Annotated in this window: 22 protein-coding genes; 15 read left to right on the top strand and 7 right to left on the bottom strand. The window is 67.7% G+C overall.

Going from position 1 to position 25,138, the window contains the following annotated elements:
• Window positions 1–58 precede the first annotated feature (58 nt).
• The gene (gene pstC / locus VB716_RS12350) at window positions 59–1,012 is read right to left on the bottom strand and encodes a phosphate ABC transporter permease subunit PstC (protein ID WP_197170272.1); all 954 of its coding nucleotides are present in this window, start codon (window positions 1,010–1,012) and stop codon (window positions 59–61) included.
• Window positions 1,013–1,174: 162 nt separating this feature from the next.
• On the opposite strand from pstC, the gene dnaK reads away from it, so the two are divergent.
• The 4 genes from dnaK to murQ are packed head-to-tail and all read left to right on the top strand — an operon-like array spanning window position 1,175 to window position 6,052.
• On the top strand, window positions 1,175–3,469 hold the full coding sequence (gene dnaK, locus VB716_RS12345) for a molecular chaperone DnaK (RefSeq protein ID WP_197170271.1): 2,295 nt from the start codon (window positions 1,175–1,177) through the stop codon (window positions 3,467–3,469).
• A 47-nt stretch (window positions 3,470–3,516) separates the two neighbouring features.
• A complete protein-coding gene (locus tag VB716_RS12340; protein ID WP_322758820.1) occupies window positions 3,517–4,545 on the top strand; it encodes a DnaJ domain-containing protein in 1,029 nt (342 codons plus the stop codon).
• A gap of 59 nt (window positions 4,546–4,604) precedes the next feature.
• Window positions 4,605–5,009: a DUF3110 domain-containing protein gene (locus tag VB716_RS12335; RefSeq protein WP_197155869.1), complete on the top strand. Its 405-nt coding sequence runs from the start codon at window positions 4,605–4,607 to the stop codon at window positions 5,007–5,009.
• The gene (gene murQ, locus VB716_RS12330; protein ID WP_323270632.1) at window positions 5,006–6,052 is read left to right on the top strand and encodes an N-acetylmuramic acid 6-phosphate etherase; all 1,047 of its coding nucleotides are present in this window, start codon (window positions 5,006–5,008) and stop codon (window positions 6,050–6,052) included. Before VB716_RS12335 ends, murQ begins: the two co-directional genes overlap by 4 nt.
• Here murQ and mtnP read toward each other — a convergent pair.
• Window positions 6,022–6,954: an S-methyl-5'-thioadenosine phosphorylase gene (gene mtnP / locus VB716_RS12325; protein WP_197170269.1), complete on the bottom strand. Its 933-nt coding sequence runs from the start codon at window positions 6,952–6,954 to the stop codon at window positions 6,022–6,024. The genes murQ and mtnP overlap by 31 nt on opposite strands.
• Window positions 6,955–7,147: 193 nt before the next feature.
• Here mtnP and VB716_RS12320 point away from each other — a divergent pair, with 193 nt between their 5' ends.
• Window positions 7,148–7,588, top strand: coding sequence for a peptidylprolyl isomerase (locus VB716_RS12320; protein WP_197155864.1), 441 nt, complete (start codon window positions 7,148–7,150; stop codon window positions 7,586–7,588).
• Here VB716_RS12320 and ribBA read toward each other — a convergent pair.
• Complete coding sequence (ribBA, locus tag VB716_RS12315; RefSeq protein WP_231597917.1) at window positions 7,572–9,242, bottom strand: bifunctional 3,4-dihydroxy-2-butanone-4-phosphate synthase/GTP cyclohydrolase II; 1,671 nt, start codon at window positions 9,240–9,242, stop codon at window positions 7,572–7,574. The genes VB716_RS12320 and ribBA overlap by 17 nt on opposite strands.
• Window positions 9,243–9,310: 68 nt before the next feature.
• Between ribBA and argC the strand changes: the two genes are divergently transcribed.
• A complete protein-coding gene (gene argC, locus VB716_RS12310; protein WP_197155862.1) occupies window positions 9,311–10,399 on the top strand; it encodes an N-acetyl-gamma-glutamyl-phosphate reductase in 1,089 nt (362 codons plus the stop codon).
• Here the strand turns inward: argC and purN are convergent.
• On the bottom strand, window positions 10,338–10,946 hold the full coding sequence (gene purN / locus VB716_RS12305) for a phosphoribosylglycinamide formyltransferase (RefSeq protein ID WP_323249864.1): 609 nt from the start codon (window positions 10,944–10,946) through the stop codon (window positions 10,338–10,340). The two genes, argC and purN, sit on opposite strands and share 62 nt — an antisense overlap.
• Before the next feature lie 130 nt (window positions 10,947–11,076).
• Here purN and VB716_RS12300 point away from each other — a divergent pair, with 130 nt between their 5' ends.
• From VB716_RS12300 to VB716_RS12290, 3 genes are read left to right on the top strand one after another with little or no spacing between them, the layout of a single operon-like run.
• On the top strand, window positions 11,077–11,421 hold the full coding sequence (locus tag VB716_RS12300) for a DUF1257 domain-containing protein (RefSeq protein ID WP_323270630.1): 345 nt from the start codon (window positions 11,077–11,079) through the stop codon (window positions 11,419–11,421).
• Window positions 11,422–11,434: 13 nt separating this feature from the next.
• Window positions 11,435–13,201: a M61 family metallopeptidase gene (locus tag VB716_RS12295; protein ID WP_323270629.1), complete on the top strand. Its 1,767-nt coding sequence runs from the start codon at window positions 11,435–11,437 to the stop codon at window positions 13,199–13,201.
• Complete coding sequence (locus VB716_RS12290) at window positions 13,198–14,136, top strand: peptidoglycan recognition family protein (RefSeq protein WP_323270628.1); 939 nt, start codon at window positions 13,198–13,200, stop codon at window positions 14,134–14,136. The genes VB716_RS12295 and VB716_RS12290 overlap by 4 nt, the downstream gene beginning before the upstream one ends.
• Before the next feature lie 37 nt (window positions 14,137–14,173).
• Here VB716_RS12290 and VB716_RS12285 read toward each other — a convergent pair whose 3' ends face one another.
• A complete protein-coding gene (locus VB716_RS12285) occupies window positions 14,174–14,956 on the bottom strand; it encodes a helicase DnaB (protein WP_370594764.1) in 783 nt (260 codons plus the stop codon).
• A gap of 296 nt (window positions 14,957–15,252) precedes the next feature.
• On the opposite strand from VB716_RS12285, the gene VB716_RS12280 reads away from it, so the two are divergent.
• On the top strand, window positions 15,253–16,854 hold the full coding sequence (locus tag VB716_RS12280; protein ID WP_323270627.1) for a glucose-6-phosphate isomerase: 1,602 nt from the start codon (window positions 15,253–15,255) through the stop codon (window positions 16,852–16,854).
• A 3-nt stretch (window positions 16,855–16,857) separates the two neighbouring features.
• Here VB716_RS12280 and leuS read toward each other — a convergent pair whose 3' ends face one another.
• Together leuS and VB716_RS12270 are read right to left on the bottom strand one after the other, a co-directional pair.
• Complete coding sequence (gene leuS, locus VB716_RS12275; RefSeq protein ID WP_416238111.1) at window positions 16,858–19,563, bottom strand: leucine--tRNA ligase; 2,706 nt, start codon at window positions 19,561–19,563, stop codon at window positions 16,858–16,860.
• 64 nt (window positions 19,564–19,627) lie between these two features.
• A complete protein-coding gene (locus VB716_RS12270; protein WP_197155852.1) occupies window positions 19,628–19,870 on the bottom strand; it encodes an Hfq-related RNA-binding protein in 243 nt (80 codons plus the stop codon).
• 81 nt (window positions 19,871–19,951) lie between these two features.
• Here VB716_RS12270 and dapF point away from each other — a divergent pair, with 81 nt between their 5' ends.
• From dapF to dacB, 5 genes are all read left to right on the top strand, one after another.
• A complete protein-coding gene (gene dapF / locus VB716_RS12265; RefSeq protein WP_322758716.1) occupies window positions 19,952–21,142 on the top strand; it encodes a diaminopimelate epimerase in 1,191 nt (396 codons plus the stop codon).
• Window positions 21,123–22,397 (top strand): cysteine desulfurase family protein, encoded by a 1,275-nt coding sequence (locus VB716_RS12260; RefSeq protein ID WP_322758717.1) that lies wholly within the window; start codon window positions 21,123–21,125, stop codon window positions 22,395–22,397. The genes dapF and VB716_RS12260 overlap by 20 nt, the downstream gene beginning before the upstream one ends.
• A 26-nt stretch (window positions 22,398–22,423) precedes the next feature.
• Window positions 22,424–23,113, top strand: a complete 690-nt coding sequence (locus VB716_RS12255; RefSeq protein ID WP_323270634.1) for a DUF1995 family protein — start codon at window positions 22,424–22,426, stop codon at window positions 23,111–23,113.
• 102 nt (window positions 23,114–23,215) lie between these two features.
• The gene (locus VB716_RS12250; RefSeq protein ID WP_197170261.1) at window positions 23,216–23,743 is read left to right on the top strand and encodes a DUF4330 domain-containing protein; all 528 of its coding nucleotides are present in this window, start codon (window positions 23,216–23,218) and stop codon (window positions 23,741–23,743) included.
• Window position 23,744: 1 nt separating this feature from the next.
• Entirely contained in the window at window positions 23,745–25,109 is a 1,365-nt protein-coding gene (dacB, locus tag VB716_RS12245) for a D-alanyl-D-alanine carboxypeptidase/D-alanyl-D-alanine-endopeptidase (RefSeq protein WP_323270624.1), read from the top strand.
• Window positions 25,110–25,138: the final 29 nt, after the last annotated feature.

Genomic DNA, 25,138 nt, shown 5'->3' with positions numbered 1-25,138 from the left:
GCAAGGGGGGTGGGGGGAGCTGGGGCGAAAACCACTGAATCAAGCCGAAGCAGGACGCTCAGTAGCGAAGGCTGAGGCGTCGTACCAGCAACTGCGCCAGGACGTTCACAGCGAAGGTGAGCACCATCAGCACCAGGGCCGCATACATCAGTGCCGAAACCTGAATGCCGGAGGCCTCACCGAACTGGTTGGCGAGCATGGCGGAGATTGTGTTGCCGGGAGCGAGCAGAGAGAAGCTGAAGTTGAGCGAATTGCCGATGATCATCGTCACGGCCATGGTTTCGCCCATGGCCCGGCCCAGCGATAACATCACCCCCCCGACGATGGCCGAGATCGCTGCTGGAAGAATGATGTTGAAGATCGCGCCCCAGCGGGTGCTGCCAATGCCGTAGGCGGCCTGACGCAGCTCAAGGGGAACCTGGTTGAGCGCATCGCGAGAGATGGCCGTGATGATCGGCAGAATCATCACCACCAGAATCAGGATCGCTGGAGCCATGCCCGGTCCCTGGGGAACCGTGTCAAAAAACGGCGTCCAACCCAGCAGCCGATGCAGCAACTGCAGGGCTGGGCGGATGGCTGGCTCCATCACGAAAATCGCCCACAGCCCCAAGACCACCGAGGGGATGGCAGCCAAGAGCTCGACCATCAGACCAATGGCACTGCGCAGCCCGGTGGGGATCAGGTCTTCGGTGATGAAGATCGCGGTTCCCACGCCCAGTGGCACGGCAATGGCCAGGGCCAGAAGGGACGACACCATCGTGCCGTAGATGGCCACCAATGCTCCGTACTGATTGTTGACCGGATCCCAGGCGGAGCTGACCAGGAATCTCGCGCCGAAGGTGGCAATGGCCTCGTGGGCGCCCTCGGCGATCGTGAGGAAAATGCCCAGGAGCAACAGGGCCACCACGGAAGCCAGGGCCAGGGTGAGCTGGCGGAAGCCGATGTCCAGAAACCGTTCGAACGCCGGACGACGACGGAGGGTGAAGGCGTCGTTACTGGAATCCGTCGTCATGGGGGGGCGGAGCAGATCACGGTGATGTGCGAACGGCACCGCCCCTCGAATCTAAGGAAATGGGTTGTCCACACCGTTTAAAGCCCGATTAACGGCCCGGCTCCCCTTGAACGGAGTGCCCACAGCGGGAGTCGGTAGCTTTGGGGCACGCAACGGGAATTCATGGGCCGCATCGTGGGCATCGACCTGGGCACCACCAATTCGGTGGTGGCGGTGCTGGAAGGTGGCCGTCCCCAGGTGATCGCCAGTGCCGAAGGCGGTCGCACCACCCCCTCGGTGGTGGGTTTCAGCCGGGACCAGGAGCTGCTGGTGGGCCAGCTGGCGCGGCGTCAGCTGGTGCTCAACCCGCGCAACAGCTTTGCCAACCTCAAGCGCTTCGTGGGACGCAGCTGGGATGAGCTCGATGAGGGCAGCCTGGCGGTGCCGTACACGGTGCGGGCCAACGAGGCCGGCAATGTGCGGGTTGTCTGCCCTGCCACCGAGCGGGAGTACGCCCCTGAAGAGCTGGTTGCCAGCATCCTGCGCAAGCTGGTGGACGATGCCGCCACCTACCTGGGCGAGCCGGTGGAGGCGGCGGTGATCACCGTGCCCGCCTATTTCAACGACGCCCAGCGCCAGGCCACCCGTGATGCCGGCCGGCTGGCGGGCATCGCCGTGGAGAGAATCCTCAACGAACCCACCGCCGCTGCCCTCGCCTACGGCTTCGATCGCAGCAGTGCCAAGCGGGTTATGGTCTTTGACCTGGGAGGCGGCACCTTTGATGTGTCGGTGCTGCGGATCGCCAACGGGGTCTTCGATGTCAAGGCCACCAGCGGCGACACCCAGCTGGGTGGCAACGACTGGGATCGCCGCATCGTCGACTGGCTCGCTGATGCCTTCCAGAGCGATCACAGCATCGACCTGCGCCGCGATCGTCAGGCGCTGCAGCGGCTCACCGAGGCGGCAGAGAAGGCGAAGCAGGAGCTCAGCGGCGTGCAGAGCACGCCCATCTCCCTGCCCTTCATTGCCACGGGCCCGGATGGCCCCCTCCATATCGAGACCACCTTGGAGCGGCGGGTGTTCGAAAGCCTCTGCCCGGATCTGCTCGATCGCCTGCTACGACCGGTGCAGCGGGCTCTGCGGGATGCCGGCCTTGCCTCAGAAGATATCGACGACGTGGTGCTGGTGGGGGGCTCCACCCGCATGCCGATGGTGCAGGAGATGGTGCGCACCCTGATCCCGCGGGAACCCTGCCAGTCGGTCAACCCCGATGAGGTGGTGGCGATCGGAGCCGCTGTTCAGGCCGGCATCCTCACCGGTGAGCTGCGCGATCTGATGCTCAACGACGTCACGCCGCTGTCGCTTGGCCTCGAGACGATCGGCGGGGTGATGAAGGTGCTGATCCCGCGCAACACGCCGATTCCGGTGCGCAAGAGCGATGTGTTCAGCACCTCGGAATCGAACCAGAGCTCCGTGGAGATCCACGTGCTGCAGGGGGAGCGGCAGATGGCCGAGGGCAACAAGTCGTTGGGGCGTTTTCGCCTCTCCGGCATTCCGCCAGCGCCGCGGGGGGTGCCCCAGGTGCAGGTCTCGTTCGACATCGACGCCAATGGATTGCTGCAGGTGTCAGCCACCGACCGCACCACGGGCCGCAAGCAGAGTGTGTCGATCCAGGGGGGCTCCAACCTCAGCGAGGATGAGATTCAGAGCCTGCTGGCGGAGGCCGAGCAGAAGGCTGGCGAGGATCGCCGCAAACGGGCCGAGGTCGATCGCCGCAACCGCGCCCAGACCCTGGTGGCCCAGGCCGAACGGCGACTGCGGGATGCGGCCCTGGAGCTTGGGCCCTATGGGGCGGAGCGGCAGCAACGGGCTGTGGAGCTGGCGGTTCGCGATGTGCAGGATCTGCTGGCGGGTGGTGATCTCGGCGAACTGGATCTGGCGGTGAGCCAGTTGCAGGAGGCCCTGTTCGGCCTCAATCGCCGTCTGCTGAGTGAACGCAAGGCCGAGAGCGGCCCCTTGCAGGGCCTCAAGAACACGCTCGGCTCCCTCAAGGATGAGCTGTTTTCCGATGACGACTGGGACGACTGGGATGGTCCCGGCCGTGCTGGCCGCTCCGATGCCGATCGCTGGGGCTCCGGCGCCTATGGCGGACTTGGCGGCGTGGGGCTCGATCGGGAACCGGCCATGCCTCGCGAGAGCCGTTGGGGGGGTTCCGGCGGCTTCCCGAGTGAGCAGGGCCTGCGCATGGATCGTGCTCCCAGGGACCGCTCGTATTCCGAGACCGGCTACTCCCAGTCCGCCTACCCAGAGCCTCCCCCGTACCGCGGCAATGACCTCCGCGAACCTGCCTATCGCGATCCCGACCGCCAGGATCCAGACAACCGCCTGGACGAGAGCCGCCGGCGCGCTGCACCCCGTCCCCCCGGCCGGCCGCCGCGCTCCGAGTGGCGCGACGATGACCCCTGGGGCGAGATCTGAGCCTGGGAGACGCGCAGACCGGGATGCCAGCGATGGGGATGCCAATGATGGGTGCCGGCAGCGCCCCTGACCACTGGGCGGTGCTCGGGCTGGAGCCTGGCAGCGACGCCTCCAGCCTGAAGCGGGCGTTCCGGGCTCAGGCGCGCCGTTGGCATCCCGACCTGAACGGCAATGATCCGGTGGCCGAGGAGCGATTCAAGCTGGTCAATGAGGCCTACGCGGTGCTGTCCGATCCGCAGCGCCGCCGGGCCTGGGAAGCCGGCGAGGGAAATGCGGCCGGGGCGTCGTCATCTGATCCCTTTGCGACGGGCTTTCCGGAATTCCATGACTACCTTGAGACCCTGTTCGGTCGTGGGCGCAACCGGCGCAGGCAGGTTGAGGACATGGAACCTGTGGACGCTCCAGGCCCCGCCCACGCTCCGGGTCCCCAACCTTCCGATTCGGTCGCGTCATGGGGAGGGCCGTTCGGTGCCGGTCGCAGCAGGGATGGGGATCTCGATTCCGAGGATCCCGGTCTTGATGGCCAGAGCGGTGAGGTGACGGCCGCCGCCGCGTCGCCGCCGCCGGTGCTGTTTGCCGAAGATCAGGAAACGGTGCTCGATCTCACCCCTGAACAGGCCCTCAGCGGGGCACCGGTGCAGTTGGAGCTGTCAGACGGCACGGTGGTGGAGGTGAGCACGCCGCCCCTGGCCGGGGATGGCTGGCGGCTGCGGCTGGCCGGAGTGGCTCCCGGTGGCGGCGACCATTTCCTGCAGCTGCGCGTTCGCACCGCCGAGGGGTTACGGGTCGATGGGCTGCGCGTGTCCTACGCCCTGGAGCTCCAGCCGCCCGATGCCGCCCTGGGCTGTGAGGCGGTCGTGCCCACCCTGAACGGACCCGTGAAGCTGCGGGTTCCGCCCGGGTCGTCGTCGGGGCGGCTGCTGCGCCTGCGGGGCCGGGGGTTGCGCCTCGGGGAGCAGTGCGGCGATCAGATCGTGGAGGTTCGGGTGCTGGTGCCCGAGCTGCTCAGCGATGCGGAGCAGGCGCTCTATCGCCGGCTGCGGGAGCTGGCCGCCGAGGCCGCCTCGGATCACTGAAGTGCCGATCAGGCAGATTCGGATCAGTGAGACACTGACCAGGTTCTGGTTGGCCTGCCATGGCGGTGCACGTTCTGCTCTTCGATGCCGGTAGCGAGAGTGAAGGCATCCACTCCCTGGAGGTGAGCGGTCGCACCGTGGTGCTGCTGTTTGAGGACCGCGACGACGCTGAGCGCTATGCCGGTTTGCTCGAAGCCCAGGATTTCCCCGCTCCCACGGTGGAAGCGCTGGATCGGGAGGAGATGGAACTGTTCTGTGACCAGTCCGGTTACGAGGCCCGCTTCGTTCCGGCCGGATTCCTGCCCCAGTCCGCCGAGGAGCGGCTGCTGATCGCTCCACCTGAACGCAACATGGACGTGAGCCAGTGGCAGGAGCAGGCGCTGGAGCAGGCGATTCCAGAACCGATCAGCTCCGGTAATGCCGACCTGGAGGCCTTCCGCCGCCAGCTGGAGGGGCTGTTGTGAGTCTGGAGCCATCCAGCACGGGCAGCGATCGGGGTCATCTGCTCACCGAGCAGCCCAACCCCGCCAGCGAGGGGCTCGACCGGCTGTCTACCGATGCCCTGGTGGACCTGTTCTGCGAGAACGAGCGCGGCCCTCAGCGGGCTGTGGCCGGCGCCGCCGGGGTCCTCGCCCAGGCCATCGATGCCATCACCGATCGTTTGCGTGCCGGCGGCCGCCTCTTCTATCTGGGTGCCGGCACTTCAGGCCGTCTCGGTGTGCTCGATGCGGCGGAGTGCCCACCCACGTTCTGCACCCCGCCCGAGCTGGTGCAGGGGATTCTGGCCGGCGGAGCCGCGGCCCTGCTGCGCAGCTCGGAAGGCCTGGAGGATCTGGCCGAGGCGGGCCGCCAGGATCTTGAGGCCCGCGGCTTCAGCGGCGCCGATTGCCTGGTGGGGATCGCCGCGGGAGGCACCACCCCCTACGTGCATGGCGGCCTCACCTATGCCCGCGAGATCGGTGCCATGGCCATCGCCATGGCCTGCGTGCCCGCCGCCCAGGCCCCCATGCCCTGCGACCTCGATATCCGCCTGCTCACGGGACCGGAGCTGCTGACCGGCTCCACCCGTCTCAAGGCCGGCACAGCCACGAAGATGGCGCTCAACATCCTCTCCACCGGCGTGATGGTGCGGCTGGGCAAGGTGCACGGCAACCGCATGGTGGATGTGGCGGTGACCAACAGCAAGCTTGAGGATCGGGCCCTGCGCATCCTGCGGGATCTGGCTGGCGTCGACCGGCAGCAGGGTGCCGAGCTGCTGGATCTGACCGGTGGATCCGTGAAGCTGGCCCTGCTGCTGGCGGCCCTGATCACAGCCAACAGAGACGCAGCCGGTGATGCCGCCCCTGAACAGGGTTCTGCCGCCTCTGCCGCAGCATCAACCCTTGAGGTGGCCCGTGGCCTGCTGGATCAGCATGGTCCCTCCCTGCGGGCCACTCTGGCCGTTGCAGGGGTGGACCTGGCGCCAGGGGTTGAGGTTCAGGCCGCCGCCTCGAAGGCTCCCCAGTAGGGGGTGGTGAACAGATCGACCCGGCGACGGGTTTCCGGGGGGACCTGATCGGCGGGCGTCATCAGCGCATGCCGCAGCGCATGGTGGGCGGTGCTGGGCGGGCGCAGTTCACCGAGCCGCTCCACGGCCATGCGCACGATCTGCTGGGCCAGGGTCGCGTTAGCCCGCAGGTTGTCGATCACCATTTCGACGCTGACCGAGGCATGGTCGTTGTGCCAGCAGTCGTAGTCGGTCACCATCGCCAGGGTGGCGTAGGCCATCTCCGCTTCCCGGGCCAGGCGGGCCTCGCTGTGGTTGGTCATGCCGATCACCGAGCAGCCCCAGCTGCGGTAAAGCTCCGATTCAGCCCGGGTGGAGAAGGCGGGTCCCTCCATACACAGATAGGTGCCGCCGCGATGCAGGGCCCGGCCACCGGGCATCAGGCTGTCACCCACATCGGAGAGCAGGCGGCTGAGGGTGGGACAGAACGGATCAGCCACGCCCACATGGGCCACGGCGCCCTCACCGAAGAAGGTGAGCGGCCGCTGGTGGGTGCGATCAATGAACTGATCAGGCACCAGCATGTCGAGCGGGCGGAAGTGCTCCTGCAGTGACCCCACCGCCGAGACCGACACGATCCAGCGCACCCCGAGCGAGCGCAGGGCCCAGAGGTTGGCGCGGTAAGGCACCTCCGTGGGGGTGTAGGTGTGATGCCTGCCGTGGCGTGCCAGAAACACCACCTCGGCGTTGCCCAGCCGCCCGAGCCGAAGGTCGTCCGAGGTGGGACCGTAGGGGGTGTCGACCGTGATCTCACGCACGTCTTCCAGCCCATCCATGGCATAGAGCCCGCTGCCGCCCAGAACGCCGATCCGGGCACTGGCCAGATCGTCCCGTGAGGAGGTGCTTGCAGAGAGTGGGGCCATCGAAAAGAAATCTGGCGAGGGGAGGGCCTTAGTGCCTGGAATCGTCAAGCCCTGCGGGCCGAAACTGGGAGAATCACTCCGGCTGTTCTACCCCACGGCACCGGAGTCCGGCGACCGGGCGGTGATCCCCCGCTGCGACGACCCGGCGGAGCAGGGCGAGCTCGATACAGTCCTCTTTTCTGCTTGCTTCCCTGTGACCAAAGCCGTGATGGAGACCGACGCCGGCACGATCGAGCTGGAACTGTTCGATGCCGATGCACCGGGCACCGTCGCCAATTTCGTCAAGCTGGCCGAAGAGGGCTTCTACGACGGTCTTGCCTTCCACCGCGTCATTGATGGCTTCATGGCCCAGGGCGGTTGCCCCAATTCCCGCGAAGGTGCCCGTGGCATGGCCGGTACCGGTGGCCCCGGTTACACGATCCCCTGCGAGATCAACGGCAACAAGCACCAGGCCGGCAGCCTTTCGATGGCCCATGCAGGCAAGAACACCGGTGGCAGCCAGTTCTTTCTCTGCCATGGCGCCCAGCCCCACCTCGATGGGGTGCACACCGTGTTCGGTCACACCGGCAACATGGATGTGGTGATGGCGCTGCGCAACGGCAGCCGCATCAACACGGTCACCATTCAGAAGTGACCGGCGCGGCCCAGTGCAGGAAGGCATTGGGTTCGAGCGTCAGCCGGGGGGCCGGGGCGTTGCGCAGGGCCACCAGGTCCCGATGCTCTGGCTCGAGCAGGGCGCTGGGGTGGGCGGTGCGCTGAGCGTCCGGGGCCAGGAGAAGGCTCACCGCCGCGGTGGCCTCCCAGCTGGCCATCAGTTGTAAGGCCTCGATCAGCACCCCTGCCTCCAGGGCTTCGCCCGCCGTGGCGGTGAGCAACACCGCCAGCTGCGGCTGATCCAGCAGGGCGAGCAGACGCACGTGTTCCTCCCGTTCCAGCAGCACCTCCCGGCGGCTGGCCCAGACCTCCAGGGACTCCATGTGCCGGGCAAGGACGGCTTCATCGCTCTGTCCGCGCCAGGCCAGCACCGCCGTGGGTTTGTGGGAGTCGCGGCCCATCAGGTGGCCGAGCTTGGTGCGCTTGGTCTGGAGGTAGGCGGCATTGTGCTGGCCCGCATCCATCACCAGGGGCACCCGATCCACCACCTCAAGCCCATAGCCGCCCAGGCCGGCGATCTTGCGGGGATTGTTGGTGATCAGCCGCAGTCGCTGCACCCCCAGGTCGCTGAGAATCTGGGCTCCCACGCCGTAGTTGCGCAGGTCTGCCGCAAAGCCCAGGTGTTCGTTGGCTTCCACAGTGTCGAGGCCCCCATCCTGGAGGCTGTAGGCCCGCAGCTTGTTGATCAGGCCGATGCCGCGGCCCTCCTGGCGCAGGTACACCACCACGCCTTCACCGGCGGCCTCGATCATCTGCATGGCGGTCTCCAGCTGGGGCCGGCAGTCGCAGCGCAGCGAGCCGAAGGCGTCGCCGGTGAGGCATTCGGAGTGCACCCGCACCAGCACCGGGCCAGTGGAGGTCTCCGGGCTGCCCTTGACGATCGCCACATGCTCGCTGCCGTCGAGCTCGTTGCGGTAGCCGATCGCGCGGAAGGTGCCGAAGGCGCTGGGCAGGGCGGCCTCCGCCTGGCGGCGGACGAAGCGTTCGGTGTCGAGTCGGTAGCGGATCAGATCGGCGATCGAGATCAGCCGCAGGCCATGCCGCCGGGCGTAGCGCGCCAGCTGGGGCAGGCGGGCCATGGAGCCGTCGGGGTTCTGGATCTCGCAGATCACTCCGGCGGGATACAGGCCGGAGAGGCGGGCCAGGTCCACGGCCGCTTCCGTGTGGCCAGCCCGCTTCAGCACCCCGCCCTGACGGGCCCTGAGGGGAAAAATGTGGCCCGGGCGCCGCAGATCCGCTGGCCGGGAGTGGGGATGGATCGCCACCTGGATGGTGCGGGCCCGGTCTTCGGCGGAGATGCCGGTGCTGACGCCGTTCTCCGGGCCGGCGTCGACGCTCACCGTGAAGGCCGTCTGGTTGCTGTCGGTGTTGCGATCCACCATCAGGGGCAGATCGAGGGCATCGAGCCGCTCCCCCTCCATGGCCAGGCAGATCAGGCCCCGGGCCTCGGTGGCCATGAAGTTGATCTGTTCGGGGGTGGCGAACTGGGCGGCACAGATCAGGTCGCCTTCGTTTTCGCGGTTTTCGTCGTCCACCACCACGATCGATTCGCCGTTGCGGATGGCCGCCAGGGCGTCAGCGATGGCGTCGAAGGCGATGGCCTCGAGCTGGAACGGTTCGGAAAGGGCGGTCAAGGCCAGCGACCGAGTCGCAATAGTCCTTTATAGAGCCCGGTACGATCTGGCGTTCCCGCCGATTCGGCATGGCTCCCTCCTCAGTCCCTGCCGCGACCATTGCCCGGGTGGCGGTGATCGGAGCTACCGGCTATGGCGGTCTGCAGACCCTGCGGTTGCTGCATCAGCATCCGCAGCTGCAGGTGACCTACCTCGGCGGTGAACGCAGTTCCGGCAAGCGCTGGCGCGATCTGGTGCCGTTCCTTCCCTTGCCGGGGGATCCCGTGGTCCAGTCACCCGATCCCGAGGCGATCGCGGCGGCGGCGGATCTGGCGGTGCTCAGCCTGCCGAATGGCCTGGCAGCCCAACTGGTGCCGCCTTTGCTGGAGCGGGGCGTGAAGGTGGTCGATCTCTCCGCCGACTACCGCTACCGCTCCCTCAGCCAATGGCAGGAGGTCTACGCCACCGAAGCGCGCCAGGTTCCCCGCAGCGACACCGATCTGTGCCAGGAGGCGGTCTATGGGCTGGTGGAGTGGGCGGAAGAGCGCATTCGCGGCGCCCGGCTGGTGGCGGCGCCCGGCTGCTTCCCCACCGCCAGCCTGCTGGGCCTGCTTCCCTTTCTGCAGCAGGGTCTGATCGAGACCCGCGGCATTGTGATCGATGCCAAGACGGGCACCTCCGGCGGTGGTCGGGCCGCCAAGGAGCACCTGTTGCTGGCGGAGGCCAGCGAAGCGGTGGCCCCCTACGGCGTGGTGGGTCACCGCCACACCAGTGAGATCGAGCAGCTGGCCGGTGAAGCTGCCGGGCGTGCCATCCAGCTGCAGTTCACGCCGCACCTGATGCCGATGGTGCGGGGTCTGCTCGCCACGGTGTACGGGCGGCTGCGGGATCCGGGCCTCACCGCCGACGACTGCACCACCGTGCTGGCCGCCGCCTACCGCCATGCCGACTGCGTCGAGGTGCTGCCGGTGGGGACCTATCCCTCCACCAAATGGGTGCGGGGCACCAACCGAGCTCTGATCAGCGTGCAGGTGGATCCGCGCACCGGCCAGCTGATCGTGATGAGCGCCGTCGACAACCTGATCAAGGGCCAGGCGGGCCAGGGGGTGCAGTGCCTCAACCTGATGGCGGGCCTGCCGGCCGCCACTGGGCTCCCCCTGCTGCCGTTCTACCCCTGAGACGCTGGGCGGCGATGGCGACCCCCAGCGGCAGGATGCGGTGCTCCTGGATCTGAATACGCGCAGCGAGGCTGGCGCGATCATCACCGTCGAGCACCGGAACGGCGGCCTGGATCAGGATCCGGCCACTGTCCACCTCCTCGCAGACCAGGTGAACGGTGCAGCCCGCCAGTCGCACCCCTGCATCCAGGGCCTGCCCCACCGCATCGACGCCGCGGAAGCTGGGCAGCAGTGAAGGGTGGATGTTGACCAGTCGATCGGGATAGGCGGCGATCAGCACCGGTGTGACGATCCGCATCCAGCCTGCCATCACCACCAGGTCCACCTGCGCGTCCTGGAAGCTCTCGCTCAGGGCCCTGTCGAGCGCTTCGCGGCTGGGCTGAAGCCGATGGTCGAGGGTGTGGCAGGGGATGCCCAGCCGCTCAGCCCGCTGCGCCGCGCCGCAACCGGGGTTGTTCACCACCAGACGCTCCACCGTGCCGTGCAGCACCCCGCTGCGGCAGGCGTGCACCAGAACCTCGAAGTTGGTGCCGTTGCCCGAGGCCATCACCCCCAGCCGCAGGGGAGGGTGCCGCTCAGACTCGGATCGGGGCTGGGATTGGGACGGCGGTTGTGGCAATGGCCACTGGATTGCCAGTCCGGAATCGCTAGTGTTCGACCAAGCGGGCCTGGTGTCCATGTCCCATCTCTCCATCCTGCCCACGGTGCTGCGCGATGTCGATTGCCTGGCAGCCAGTCTGACTTCCATGGGTTTTGAGCCCCGCTGGGGGGGTGTTCTCAAGGGTTTCGCCGGCGAGAGTGAGCCAGTGCAACTGCAGGTGAAGCTGGGTCCTCACGGCGTTCTGGGCTGGGCTCCAGCTGCGGATGGAAGCCTCGCCCTTGTGGGCGATCTCCAGCGGATCAGCCGTTCGCGAACGCTGCAGCGCCTGCTCTCCGAGCTCACCCGCCACTACGCCAGCCGCCTGGCCCTGCTGGAAGCCCAGGCCTCCTTTGATGGTGCCAGCGTGACGCTCGTTCCCTGATCCGCGGCTGCCGGTGCCTCTGCTGACGCTGGATCTTTCGGAGCCCCATCAGCACCTGGTGCGGGCCAGGCTGTCGTTCAAACCGCGAACGGATTGCCTGCGTTTCAGCTTGCCGCGCTGGACACCCGGTTCCTATCTGTTGCGGGAGTACGTGCGCCACCTGGAGGGCTTGCAGGTGCTGCAGGCCGCCCGAGTTCTGAAGCCCCGCCGGCTGGGGCCGAGTCTCTGGCAGCTTGATGGGGTGGGTCCGGAAGACCTGACGATCGCGTACACGCTCCAGGCCACCGAGCTGACGGTGCGAACCTGTCACCTCTCCGGCGACCACGGCTTTCTCGCTCTGGCGGCGGTGCTCCTGCTGGTGGACGGCGAACGCTGGTCTCCCCATGACCTGGAGCTGCGCTTGCCGGACGGGTGGGAGCCCTTTGTGCCCCTGCCGCGCAACGACCGGGGCCACTGGTGCGCTTCCGATGCTGATCAGCTGATCGACACGCCGGTCGAAGCCGGTCCCCACCCCTGCCATGGTTTCACGGTGGCTGGGGTGCCCCACCGCTGGGTGGGCTGGGGCGGTGATCTGCCGGCACTGGATCAGGCCTGGCTGAGCGATGTGGAGAAGGTCTGCCTGGCCTGCTGCCGCCTGATGGGCGAAGCGGCACCGGCAGCGCCGGACTATCTGTTCGTGCTCCATCTGCTGGACAATGGCTATGGCGGCCTGGAGCACGACCGCAGCACCGTGCTGCAGTACGGCCGCCGTGCCCTGGCCAGGCCCGATGGCCGGCGCAAGCTGCTGCAGCTCGTGGCGCACGAATACCTGCACCAGTGGAACGTGCGGCGCCTGCGCCCGGCGGAACTGACGCCGATCGATTACGGCACTGCTGCAATCGTGCCTACCCTCTGGTTTGCCGAGGGCGTGACCAGTTACTTCGACCAATTCCTGCCCCTGCTGGCCGGCTGCAGCGACGAAACCGCCTTGCTGGAGGATCTCGGTGCCGACCTGAGCCGGTACCGCCTCAATCGAGGGCGGCGGGTGCAAAGCCTGCGGAGTAGTAGTGAGGAGGCCTGGGTCAAGCTCTATCGAGCCGATGCCTATTCCCCCGACAACCAGGTGAGCTACTACCTCAAGGGTGCTGTGCTCGCCCTGGTGCTCGATCTGCACCTGCGGCGCTCCGGCTCCTGCCTGGCCCGGGTGCTTCGGAGGCTCTGGATGATGCTCGGTCGCTGCGGACGGGGATACCGCGAGGCCGATCTGCTTGAAGCCTTCACTGCTGAGGCTGCCGATCTGGCTGCCCTGCTGCCTCGCTGGCTTGAGGGCACGACCGAGGCGGAGGAACCGGATCTGGATGGCTACCTTGCCAGTGTGGGCCTGCAGCTGCTGCCGGAACTGCAGGATCACCCCGATCTCGGGATCACTGTTGATGAGGCGAGCCCCGGGGTGATCCGCGTCAAGGGGGTGGTGCGGGGCGGCGCGGCCGAGCAGGCCGGCCTTGATGTGGGCGATGAGCTTCTGGCGGTGGATGGCCAGCGTCTCCGGGCTGTCGCAGATCTGGAGACCATCTGGAACGATCCCCTGCGTCCTGCCTGGAATGCAGCTGCGGACGAGGCTGGGCCTCCGGTCGCAGCGATCCCAGCCTTGGAGTTGCTGGTCTGCCGCGATGGACTGGTCCGTTCCTGTTGGCTGCAGCCGGGGCCGCCGGCGGTGAAGAGCTGGTCTTTGCAAGCGGATCCCTCCGCCGGGGCCGCTGCCCTTGCCCAACGCACCGCCTGGTTCGGGGTGGTGCCATGAGGCGGGCCCGCGTGGTGCTGCGGCGGCGTTGGCGCCGCTGGAGCTCTCCCTCTGCCACCGTGATCGCCCCTCCGGCCCTGGTGGCCATCGCTGCTGCCGGGCTGCTTGGCCTGGGCGGACTGGGCTGGATGGCGCGCCAGCTGATCGCCTCTGCCAGCGGCGCGGAGGGACGCCCCTCTCTGCTGGAGATTCTTCAGGAGGTCCGCCAGCCGCCGATGGCGCCGGAAGCAGGCCGGCGTCAGGCTCCACCACCACCCCAGAGGCAGGCCTGGCGTTCGCCTTTGCGCCCCTCCTGCGCGCCACCTGCCGAGGCCCTGCGCCAGCGCCTGGAGAATCGCCTGGTTGTTCTGCAGAACACGCCCCATCGCGTGGCCATTGATCCCAGCAATTTCGGCCAACGTTTCGATCACGATGCCTTCGGCAATCCGGTGGATTCCACCCCGAAGGTGGTGGTGCTGCATGAGACGGTTTACGGCATCGGCTCGGCCCTCAACACCTTCCTCACCCCCCATCCGAACGACGATGACCAGGTCAGCTACCACACCCTGATCGGCGGTGATGGCGCGGTGCTGAACACGGTGGATCCGTCCCAGCGGGCCTTCGGGGCCGGCAATTCCGCCTTCAATGGCCTCTGGGTGATCACCAATCCCAGGGTGAGTGGCTCGGTCAATAACTTCGCTCTGCATCTCAGCCTCGAAACGCCGCTGGATGGTGAAGACAACGACCCAGCCCACAGCGGCTACAGCTCCGCCCAGTACGACGCCATGGCCGTGGTGCTGACCGACTGGATGCGGCGGTTTGGCTTTCCGGCCCAGAACATCACCACTCACCGCTACGTGGATCTGGGCGGTGAGCGGGGCGATCCCCGCAGCTTCGACTGGCGGGCACTTGAGGTCCGGCTGGCGGCTCTCGGGATGCTCTGTCCATCCCGCTGAGGCCAGCCCAGCGGTCTTGAACCTGAGAGCTGCTGGATCAGATCAGCGGAGGGAGCTGCTTGCGGCGGTTGCCGTAGAGGAGGGCGTGGAGCTCAGGGTCCTGCATATAGCGCAGCACCCGTGCGGGATAGTCCAGCTTGCCGTTGTGCAGGTAGGCCAGGGTGGCGAGAGCCTTGGCTTCGTGGGGGGAGCGGCTCGCGATCGGCGGGAGGGGAGTGGTCAGTTCCAGTTCCTTCTGGAGGCGCTCGAACTTGCCCACCAAGAGGGTCACGTTCTGCTCCGGGTCCAGCAACGCATCGCGAGCCGCCTCCAATTGCTCCGGTGTCGCATCGGCAGGGAGCAGGCCCTGGTGCACCATCTCCCCTAATCCAAGCTGGGCTGGGCCGAGAGTGCTGAACAGGCCGGAATGGGCTGCGATCGGGTGGCTTTCGCCTGGCTTGGCGTGCTGCATCTCATCGAACAGCACGGCAGCCACGAGCATCGGATTGACGCGGCGGCGCAGGGACTCACTCAGGATCACCGGCCGCAGCTCCTCCAGGCGGGTGAGGGTGTGGGAGCGGAGCGGTTCGAGCTGGTCGAGGCCTTCGGTGAGCAATTGGGCCAGGCGTGGCTGAGGTCCATGGACCCCGAAGCGCTTCTGCAACTCCCGCAGTTCCTCGGGGGTGAAATCGATCGGATTGACCCGCTGGCCCTCAGTGACTGAGCCGACAGCAGCGCGACTGTCGCCGCTGATGGTGCTGCTCTGATCCGGAGCGTTGATCAGGGATTCCAGGGGGTGTTGCGCTTCGCCAACACCACCCAAGGCGGTGGCGAGCAGCACTGTGGCGGCTGCAAGCTCACGTCGACGCTTCCGACCAGGTCGTCCGGTGGCGGGAGACGCGGAATGTTCTGCGGTGCCTGGCCCTGAGCAGAGCGAAGGAGCACCTGAGACTTCTCCGGAGACACGATGGTGCAGGAAACGCAGCACGAAGGGGGAGAGTCCTGAAGGGGAACTGGGAGTCTTTGACAGAAAGTTTAAAGAGATTCGGCCCCATCTCTGAGCAGGAGTGTGCGGTTGCGGTTCTTCTCGCCCCCCCGATACCGTCGATTTGATCACCGCAGGCGGTTCCAGGCCCCATGTCCCAGCTTCCCGCTTTCAACGGCCACGATCCGGCGACCCAGTGGGACCGCTTCTGCGCCCTGCTCTGGCACGACGAGGCCCTGGGCTTCTGGCTGGATGTGAGCCGCATGGCGCTCGATCAGCCCGGCCTTGACGCTCTTCGTCCACGCTTTGCCCAGGCCTTTGAGGCGATGGCGGCCCTGGAGGCCGGAGCCATCGCCAACCCCGACGAACAGCGCATGGTGGGGCACTACTGGCTGCGGGCACCGCAGCTGGCCCCCGATGCCGAGAGCGGCGCCCACATCGCCAGCGAGGTTGATCAGATTGAGACCTTTGGACGCCGCATCCTCGCCGGGGAGCTGATGGCCCCCTGCGGCCGCCCCTTCACGGATGTGCTCTGGATCGGCATCGGCGGTTCGGGGCTGGGGCCGCTGCTGATCATCCGCGCCCTTCAGGAGCAGGAGGCGGGCCTGCCCTTCCACTTCTTCGACAACGTCGACCCCCAGGGGATGAGCCGCACCCTGCGGGCCCTGGAGGAGCGGCTGACCACCACCCTGGTGATCGTCGTCAGCAAGTCCGGCGGAACGCCGGAACCGAGGCTGGGCATGCAGCAGGCCCGCGCCCGCCTCGAGAGCCGCGGCGGCACCTGGGCCGCCCAGGCCGTGGCCGTGACCATGCAGGGCAGCCAGCTCGACCGCCTCGCCGAGCAGGAGGGCTGGTTGCAGCGCTTCGACATGTTCGATTGGGTCGGCGGGCGGACCAGCATCACCAGCGCCGTGGGTCTGCTGCCCGGGGCCCTGGCGGGTGCAGACATCCGCTCCTTCCTCGGCGGCGCCGCCGCGATGGATGAAGCCACGCGGGTGGCCCGCCTCGAGAGCAATCCCGCTGCCCTGATGGCCGCCTCCTGGTACCAGGCGGGTGAAGGCCATGGCGCCCGCGACATGGTGGTGCTCCCCTACCGCGATCGCCTCGAGGTGTTCAGCCGCTATCTGCAGCAGCTGGTGATGGAGTCGCTCGGCAAGCAGCGCGATCGCGCCGGCCAGATCGTCAACCAGGGCATTGCCGTGTACGGCAACAAGGGCTCCACCGATCAGCATGCCTACGTGCAGCAGCTCCGCGATGGGGTCGACAACTTCTTCGTCACCTTCATCGAAGCGCTCGATGATCCGGCCGACATCGAACCGGTGCAGGGAGATCGTCCCGGTGACTTTCTCGAGGGCTTCCTGCAGGGCACCCGCTCAGCACTGATGGAAGGAGGACGGCAATCCATGGCGATCACCCTGCGTCGCTTCGATGCCCGAGCTCTCGGTGCCCTGATTGCCTTGTTCGAGCGGGCCGTGGGCTTCTACGCCGAACTGGTCAACATCAATGCCTACGACCAGCCCGGTGTCGAGGCCGGCAAGAAGGCGGCCGCGGTGATTCTGTCGCTGCAGGAGCAGCTCGAAGGCCGCCTTGCCGATGGCCAGCCCCGCTCCCTGGCTGCCCTCCAGAACGAACTCGGATCGGACAGTCCCGAACCACTCTTCTGGATCCTGCGTCACCTCTGCGGCAACGACCGCGGCTATCAGGCGGATGGGAACTGGGGCGAGCCGGCCTCCCTGGTGTTCCGTCGCGCCTGAGCCTCAGGGCACCAGGTTCACCAGCTTGCCCGGCACCACGATCACCCGACGCGGTGCCTGACCCTGGAGCCACCTGGCGGCGATGTCGCTGGCCAGGGCCAGGCGTTCCAGGGTGGCGGCATCGGCATCCGCCGGCACCTCCAGGTTGCCGCGCACCTTGCCCTTGACCTGGATCACCAGGGGAATGGTGCTGCGCACCAGGGCTGAGGCGTCGGCAGTCGGCCAGGGCTGGGCGTGGATGCTGGTGGTGGCCAGGTCATCGCTGTCGCGGCGGCCGCCGAGTTTCAGCCACAGCTCCTCGGCCAGATGCGGCGCGAACGGCGCCAGCAGCAGCAGCAGGGTGCGCAGGGCTTCGGCGGCGAAGGCGTCGCCACTGGCCGCCAGATGGCTGGCCATGGCATTGCTGAGCTTCATCAGCTCCGACACGGCCGTGTTGCACTGCAGCTCCTCGCCGGTCAGGTCATCAGTCACGGCGGCGATGGCGGTATGCACTGCCCGGCGCAGCTCCCGTTCGTCGTCCAGGAGGCCAGGGCTGCCCCCTGCCGCCGCGATCGCCTCTGCCACGGCCTCCGCGTTGCCGGCCCCAGCGGCCAGGCTCAGACCTCGCTCCGCAGCGGCATCCACCAGGCGCCAGATCCGCTGCAGGAAGCGATACTGACCCTCCACATCGGCGTCGTCCCATTCGAGATCCTTCTCGGGTGGCGCCTTGAAGAGGATGAACATCCGCGCCGTGTCGGCCCCATAGCGGTCGATCACCACGGCCGGATCAACACCATTGTATTTCGACTTCGACATCTTCTCGTAGAAGACCTCCAGAACCTCGCCGGAGATCGGGTCGCGCGGATCGGTGGGGTCAGCCACATCCGCCGGCGCGATGTACTTGCCGCTGTGGGGATTCTTGTAGGTGATCCCCTGCACCATGCCTTGGGTGAGGAGGCGTTTGAAGGGCTCATGGAAGCCCAGCAGACCGCGATCACGCAGCACCTTGGTGAAGAAGCGGGAGTAGAGCAGATGCAGGATGGCGTGTTCGATGCCACCCACGTACTGATCCACAGGCAACCAGGCATCCACCGCCTCGCGGCTGAAGGGAACCTGCGTGTTGCCGGCGTCGCTGTAGCGGAGGAAATACCACGAGGAACACATGAAGGTGTCCATGGTGTCGGTCTCGCGGCGGGCGGGTTTGCCGCAGCAGGGGCAGTCCACCGTCACCCAGTGCTCCAGCTGGGCCAGGGGCGAGCCGCCCCTGCCGGCCAGCGCTATGCCCTGGGGCAGCTCCACCGGAAGCTGCTCGGCTGGCACCGGCACCACACCGCAGGTTTCGCAGTGGATCACCGGAATCGGACAGCCCCAGTAGCGCTGACGCGAGATCAGCCAATCGCGCAGGCGGAACTGCACCTTGCCCGTGCCCCATCCCTGTTGCTCCGCCGCCGCAGTGATGGCCTGTTTGGCCTCGCGGCTCGGCATCCCATCGAACGGGCCGGAATGGATCAGCACCCCCGATTCGGTCCAGGCGCCTCCCTCGAAGGCGTGCTCATCGCTGCCTTCGGGAATGATCACCTGCCGCACCGGTAGTTCGTATTGGCGCGCAAAGACGAAGTCCCGATGGTCGTGGGCGGGCACGCCCATCACGGCGCCGGTGCCGTACTCCGCCAGCACGTAGTCGGCGATCCAGAGGGGGATCAGGCCCCCCGTGGCGGGGTTGCGCACCATGGCACCGATCGGCACGCCCCGTTTGGGCTTGTCTTCGGCGGTGCGCTCCTGTTCGCTCTGGCGGCTCACCAGATCGCAGAAGGCTTCCACGTGGATCGCCTGCTCCGCAGTGGTGAGCTGGGCCACCAGGGGATGCTCCGGCGCCAATACCACATAGCTGGCGCCGTAGATCGTGTCCGGCCGGGTCGTGAACACGGTGATCCGTTCACCGCTGGGCTCTCCCCTGGCGTCCACGACCTCGAAGCTGAGTTCAGCTCCGGTGCTGCGGCCGATCCAGTTGGCCTGCATGGTTCGGACCCGCTCCGGCCAACCCTGCAGCGTGTCGAGGTCGTCCAGCAGCTGGTCGGCGTAGGCGGTGATCTTCAGGAACCACTGGCGCAGTTTGCGCTTCTCCACAAGGGCGCCGGAGCGCCAGGAGCGGCCTTCACCGTCCACCTGTTCGTTGGCCAGCACCGTCTGGTCGATCGGGTCCCAGTTCACGGTGGCGTCCTTCTGGTACGCCAGGCCGGCGTCGAGGAACTGCAGGAACAGCCACTGGGTCCAGCGGTAGTAATCGGCGTGGCAGGTGGCCACCTCGCGCTCCCAGTCGATCGAGAGGCCCAGCTGGTTGAGCTGGGCGCGCATCGAGGCGATGTTCTGGTCGGTCCAGGTGCCGGGCTCCACGCCCCGCTCGATGGCGGCGTTCTCGGCCGGCAGGCCGAAGGCGTCCCAGCCCATCGGATGCAGCACCGCCTTGCCCCGCATCCGGGCCGCCCGGGCGATCACATCGGTGATCACGTAATTGCGCACATGCCCCATGTGCAGATTCCCTGAGGGATAGGGGAACATCGACAGGGCGTAGAAATTCTCACCGTTGCCTGGCTCCGGCGTGCGGTGCAGCTGGTGGCGATCCCACAGCTCCTGCCAGCGCGTTTCGAGGGCCTGCGGCTGGTAACGGGAGGAATCGGTCACGGCGGGATCGGTCACGGCGCGGGCCCGGCCGTGGAAGACGGGCCGCAGGGCAGCCTGTGATCGTGCCACAGGCCTGCTGGCTCAGCCTGGTGGTCCCTGCTGATCCCGTGGGTCAGCCGAGGGCGCGGAGCATGCTGATGGAGCGGCGGTTGATCAGCATCAGTGGCCGGCCGTCCTCGTGCTGCAGCCCGATGTATTCGAGGTCCTGCCAGAGGATGACGCCCTCCAGTTCGCTGCCGCTCTGGATCAGCACGCTGACGGGCTTGTGTTCCCGGATCATGTCCTGAATGTGGCGGATGCCCGGCTGGGTGGTGTCGAGAATCGGTCCGCGGCGGTCGGTGTACGGGTTGTCCATGGCGGGCGCACGGGCTGTTCGGCTGCCGGGCTGGTGGGGCGCCCTTCCTAGGATCACCCTCAGCTCCTGTCGCGCACCATCGTGCTCCAGTTCAGCAAGTACCAAGGCCTGGGCAACGATTTCCTGATGCTCGACGGGCGCAACGCCCCCGAGGAGGACGACAGCCTGGGCCTCACCTCCGAGCTGGTGCGCCGTCTCTGCGATCGGCGCTTCGGTGTGGGCGGCGACGGGGTGATCCTGGCCCTGCCTCCGGGCCAGGGGGGAGAGCTGCGGATGCGGATCTTCAACGCCGACGGCACCGAACCGGAGATGTGTGGCAACGGCATCCGCTGTCTGGCCCGCTTCCTGGCGGACAGCGATGGCGATCAACCGGGCCGCCAGTGGCAGATCGAGACCCTGGCGGGCCGGATCGTGCCGGAGCTTCAGGAGGACGGCACGATCCGGGTGGACATGGGCAGGCCCCTGCTCGACCCCGAGGCGGTCCCGACCACCCTGCCCGTGGGCGAGGCCGGCATCCCCCAGGGGGATCTGGAGGCAGCTGGTTACACCTTTTCGGTCGGCGCTGCCGGCATGGGCAATCCCCATGTGGTGATCCCGGTCACCGATGTGGCGCTGGTGGAGCTGGACAGCTTCGGCGCGGCGCTGGAGGTGCATCCGGCCTTCCCCGCCCGCACCAACGTGCACTTCGTACAAGTGCTCTCCCCCACCCATCTGGTGATGCGGGTGTGGGAGCGCGGCGCCGGGCCCACCCTGGCCTGCGGCACCGGTGCCTGCGCCACCCTGGTGGTCTGCCACCGGCTTGGCCTCAGTGAACGTCGCGCCCGGCTCGATCTGCCCGGCGGCCCCCTGGAGATCGACTGGGATGAGGCCACGGGCCACCTGTTCATGACCGGCCCGGCCGAGGCCGTCTTCGACGGCGTGGTGGCTCCGGCCCTGCTGGATCTTGAGCAGCACGAGCCGGACCAGCAGGGTGCTGTCGAACCGGCCCCAGCCCCCCGTGCGGACTCCGCTGCACTCAAGGATTCTGCTGCGGATCAAGATCCAGAGGTTGCTGCCTCCAACCCGGCCTCTGCCCTGCCCGAAATCAACTGTGCGGTGGCCTGCGTGAACGGCTGTGTGCGGCCGGATGCCTGCCCCAGCGCCGAGGCCCGCGCCCGCGTGGCTGCCCTGCTGGAAAGCCGCTCCCTCGACGACCTGGTCGCGATCGCCACCAATTCCCTGGACGACCGCACCCGGGCCCGGATCGAAGCGAATGGTCCCCTTGGCGGCTGAGGTCTACCTCGATGCCTGTGCCACCAGTCCGCCGGCTCCGGCGGTGCTGGCGGCTATGGCGGACGCTGCCGCGGAGGCCTGGGCCAATCCCTCCAGCCTGCATGGGTTTGGCCTGGCGGCGGCCGAGCGACTGGAGCGCAGCCGGATCTCAATCGCCACCCATCTGGGGGTGGAGCCCGATCGACTGGTGTTCGTCTCCGGCGGCAGTGAGGCCAACCATGCGGCCCTGCTCGGCATGGCGGCTCGGATGCAGCCAGGTCGGCTGCTGATCTCCGCAGTGGAGCACCCGGCATTGGCGGCGGCGGCGGCCGGTCTCCAGGCCCGTGGCTGGCAGGTGCGGGCCCTGCCGGTTGATCGGCGTGGGGTGGTGCGCCTGGATCGCTTTGAAGAGCTGCTACAGGCCCCGACCCGGCTGGTCTCGATGATCTGGGGCCAGAGCGAGGTGGGGGCGCTGCAGCCGATCGAGGCGATCGGCGCCCGTTGCCGAGCGGCTGGAGTGCCGTTCCACACCGATGCGGTGCAGGTGGTGGGCCACCGCAGCGTCAATCTGGGCCGCCTGCCGGTCGACCTGCTCAGCCTCACCGCCCACAAACTGCAGGGGCCGCGCGGGATCGGTGCTCTGGTCCTGGCGCCAGGGGTGGAGATCGATCCCTTGATCGGCGGCGGCGGCCAGGAGGGGGGACGCCGTGGCGGTACTGAGTCGGTTGCCCTCGCCGCCGGCTTCGCCGCCGCACTCGATCTGGCGGCCGCGCGGCTGTACGGCCATGGAGGACTCGACCCGCTTCTCCCCCTGCGCGACCGTTTGCTGGAGACACTCCTGGGTCTGGAGGGGGTGCGCCTCAGCGGACCCGATCCCGCCGATCCCGATGGACGCCTGCCCCATCACATCAGTCTCCTGGTTTCCGATGCCGCTGGCCGCCCGCTGGCGGGCCGGGCTCTGGTGCGGGCGCTGTGGCGCCACGGCTATGCGGTGAGCAGTGGTTCGGCTTGCAGCAGTTCCGCACGCGGAAGTTCTGTGCGCATCAGCTCTGCCAGCACCGCAGGTCCCGGCGGGGATCCTCAGCGGCTGCGCCCGGATGCCAGCCCCGTACTGCTGGCCATGGGGTACAGCCCTGAGGAGGCGGCCAGCGGCCTGCGTCTCAGTCTCGGCCCGTGGCTGTGCGAGGCGGATCTGGAAGGATTTCCGGCGGCATTGCAGCAGGCCCGTGCCGACCTCGCAGCGGTTTCAGCCGGCTGTGACGGTCGGGATGGGTAGGGTCGCGCCGATCTCGCCCCTTGCCGATGCTTCCCGCCGATCTGCGCGCCGCCGAGTCGCAGGCCCTCGAGGCGCTGAAGGCCGCGTTCCTCGCCGACCCCAAGGGCCGCTGGACCGTGGAGTGGCGCTTTGAAGGGTTGCGGGTGCTGCCGGTGGTGCTGCGGCTGGCCGCAGCGTTGCTGGAGACGGGCCAGGAGCTGCGGCTGCTGTTCAGCGATGCCGGTGCCACTGCTCTGGCGAAGCGGGATGCTCCTGAGCTCGCCGGTTGCATCGCCAGTTTCAGCGACCAGGTCCGTCGTCAGAGCGAGGCCTCGGGCAACGAGCTGCTGCTGCTCGTGGGCGCCAGCCAGGCGGACTATGAGCTGGTGGAGCAGGTCTGCGGTGGCCATCGCGGCGCCGTGGTGCTGGTGAACGGGTCCCTGGAGGATGCGGCGGTGGGGATCGGCAGCGTCGCCCGGGAGCGGCGGCGGGGCTTCCTGGCGGGCTGGCAGAGCGCCTACGCGCTGCTTCCCCAGGCGGAGGCAGCCCTGAAGCGGGCCTATCCCGGCCCCTGGGAGCTCTACCGCCTCGATCCCGATGGCTACCGCCTCTGCACGACGTTCGAGCAGAAGCCTGATGCCGAGCAGCAGGCTATGGCCCTGGCCGGAGAGGAGGGCCTTGATCTGGGCGGACAGATGCGGGTGCTGGATCAGTTCATCGAAGGCCTGCGCAACTGAGGGGCGACAGGTCTCTATCTCGGAAGTCAGCACCCCCGCTTTCGCGTTGGGGCTTGAGGGCCATGGTTGCCCTCCTTACACTTCCCCCAAAGAAGGAGGCCCATGGCTGATTCCCCCGCATCCCGACCCCGCGGCTGGAGCCTGGTGGATGCAGGTGCAGCCGTTGCCGTGCTGCTGGCCGCCGCTGGCGTGATCTGGAGCCCCAAGTTGAGCAGTGCCGTGGCGAAGGCCACCGGTGATCTGCGGCCCGTCAAAGTCGTGGTGGACGTCAGGGGTGTCCCTGTGGCTGACCCCGGCGCCCTGATCTCCGCCATCGAGACGGAGCGCAAGGTAGCGATCGTGATTCGTAACCAGCCTCATGGCACCGTGGCGATCCAGAAGCTGATCCCACTTCAGAGCCGCCTCGTGGCATTGCAGCCGAATGGCTCGGTGGTCACGGCGATTGATCCCAACCAGGCCGTCTTCGGCCGTTTTGATGCCCGGTTTGTGCTGGAGGGACAGGGCCGCAGGAGTGAGGGTGGGGTGGTCTTCGGCAACCAGAACCTCAAGATCGGGGCTCCGGTGGAGCTGGAGGGCAAGCAATACAGGGTGCAGGGTGTCGTTACCGGCCTCCAGGTCGGGGAGGGTTGAGATGCGTTCCCATCTCTCGTCCAAGCTGCACTGGGTTCAGCAGTCCTCCCGGCGCCACAGCCTGTCGCACCGGTCTGCTCTGGCCCTGACGGCCTTCAGTCTGCTGGCCACGCCGCTCAGCGCCTTTGCCCAGCAGCGCCCGGCGGTCCTGGCCTCGCCGCCTCCGGTGGCTCTGCAACCGGCCCTGCCGCTGACCCTGCCCGCCACGCCGCAGCCGGTGGGTCTGCCGCGACTTCAGGCCCAGGTGAGTTGCCCTGCACTGCAACAACGACTTCTGGCCGTCATCGGTGCTGAGCGATCGGTGTGGAGCGTGTCCGTGGCGGATGCCAGTGGCCGTCTGCTGGCGGATGTGAACGGCACTCTTCCCCGTATTCCGGCCTCCAACCAGAAGCTGGTCAGCACGGCTTTCGCCCTTGATCGACTCGGTCCGGATTATCACCTCAGCACCCGCCTGTGGCGTCTGCCCGATGGCACCCTGCGCCTCACCGGCGAGGGTGATCCCGACCTGGCGGTGCCGCAGCTTCAGCGCTTCGCCAAGCTGGCTCTCGGTGCTGGTGGTGGACCTGGTGTCGCGCCTGGGCTGGTCACCCTGCAACTGGCCGAGGAACCGGCCCAGGCCTGGTGGCCCAAGGGTTGGCATCCGGCCGATCGGGCCTACGCCTATGGCGCTCCGATCACGCGCCTGGCGGTCACCAGCAACGCCATTCACGATGCTGTGGCCAACCCGCCGGCCCGTCTTCAGGCGCTGTTGCAGAAACTGATGGTTCAGCAGGGAGGCAAGGCTCGACTGGCCGTGGTGTCAGCCACCACACCCCTGCCAGCCGATGCGGTGCTGCTGCATGAGGAGGCCTCGCTGCCGATGTACGGGCTGCTCAGCCTGGCCAACACCGAGAGCCACAATTTCACGGCCGAGGTGCTGCTGCGCCAGGCCAGCGGCACCTGGGATCTTGATCAGGCCCGTCAGGCGGCCACCCTTTGGCTCACCGAGCAGGGCCTGCCGACCGAGGGGTTGCGGGTCGTGGATGGCAGTGGTCTGGACCGGGCCAACCGCCTCACCAGCCGGATGCTTGCAGCCCTGCTGCTGCGCATGGATCAGCACCCCTATGGCCGTCAGTACGTGGCCTCGATGGCGATCGCAGGCCAACGCGGAACCCTGCGCAATCTCTATGTGGGCACCCCGCTGCAGGGCCATTTCCACGGCAAGACCGGCACGATCAGCGGGGTGCGCTCGATCAGTGGCGTGCTCGATTCTGCGGATGGCACCCGCTACGTGAGTGCGATCTCCAATGGTGCGGCAGCTCCGAACACCACCATCGGTCAGGTGCTGCGCCAAGCGCAGACAGCTGGACTGTGCCCAGCGGTCTAGTCCGGCTGGGAGGGGGTGGCGGAGGGGGC

Source organism: Synechococcus sp. CCY9201, assembly GCF_034931105.1.
In the GTDB taxonomy this organism is placed as follows: Bacteria; Cyanobacteriota; Cyanobacteriia; order PCC-6307; family Cyanobiaceae; genus CBW1002.
This window is presented reverse-complemented; position numbering and strand designations above follow the sequence as displayed.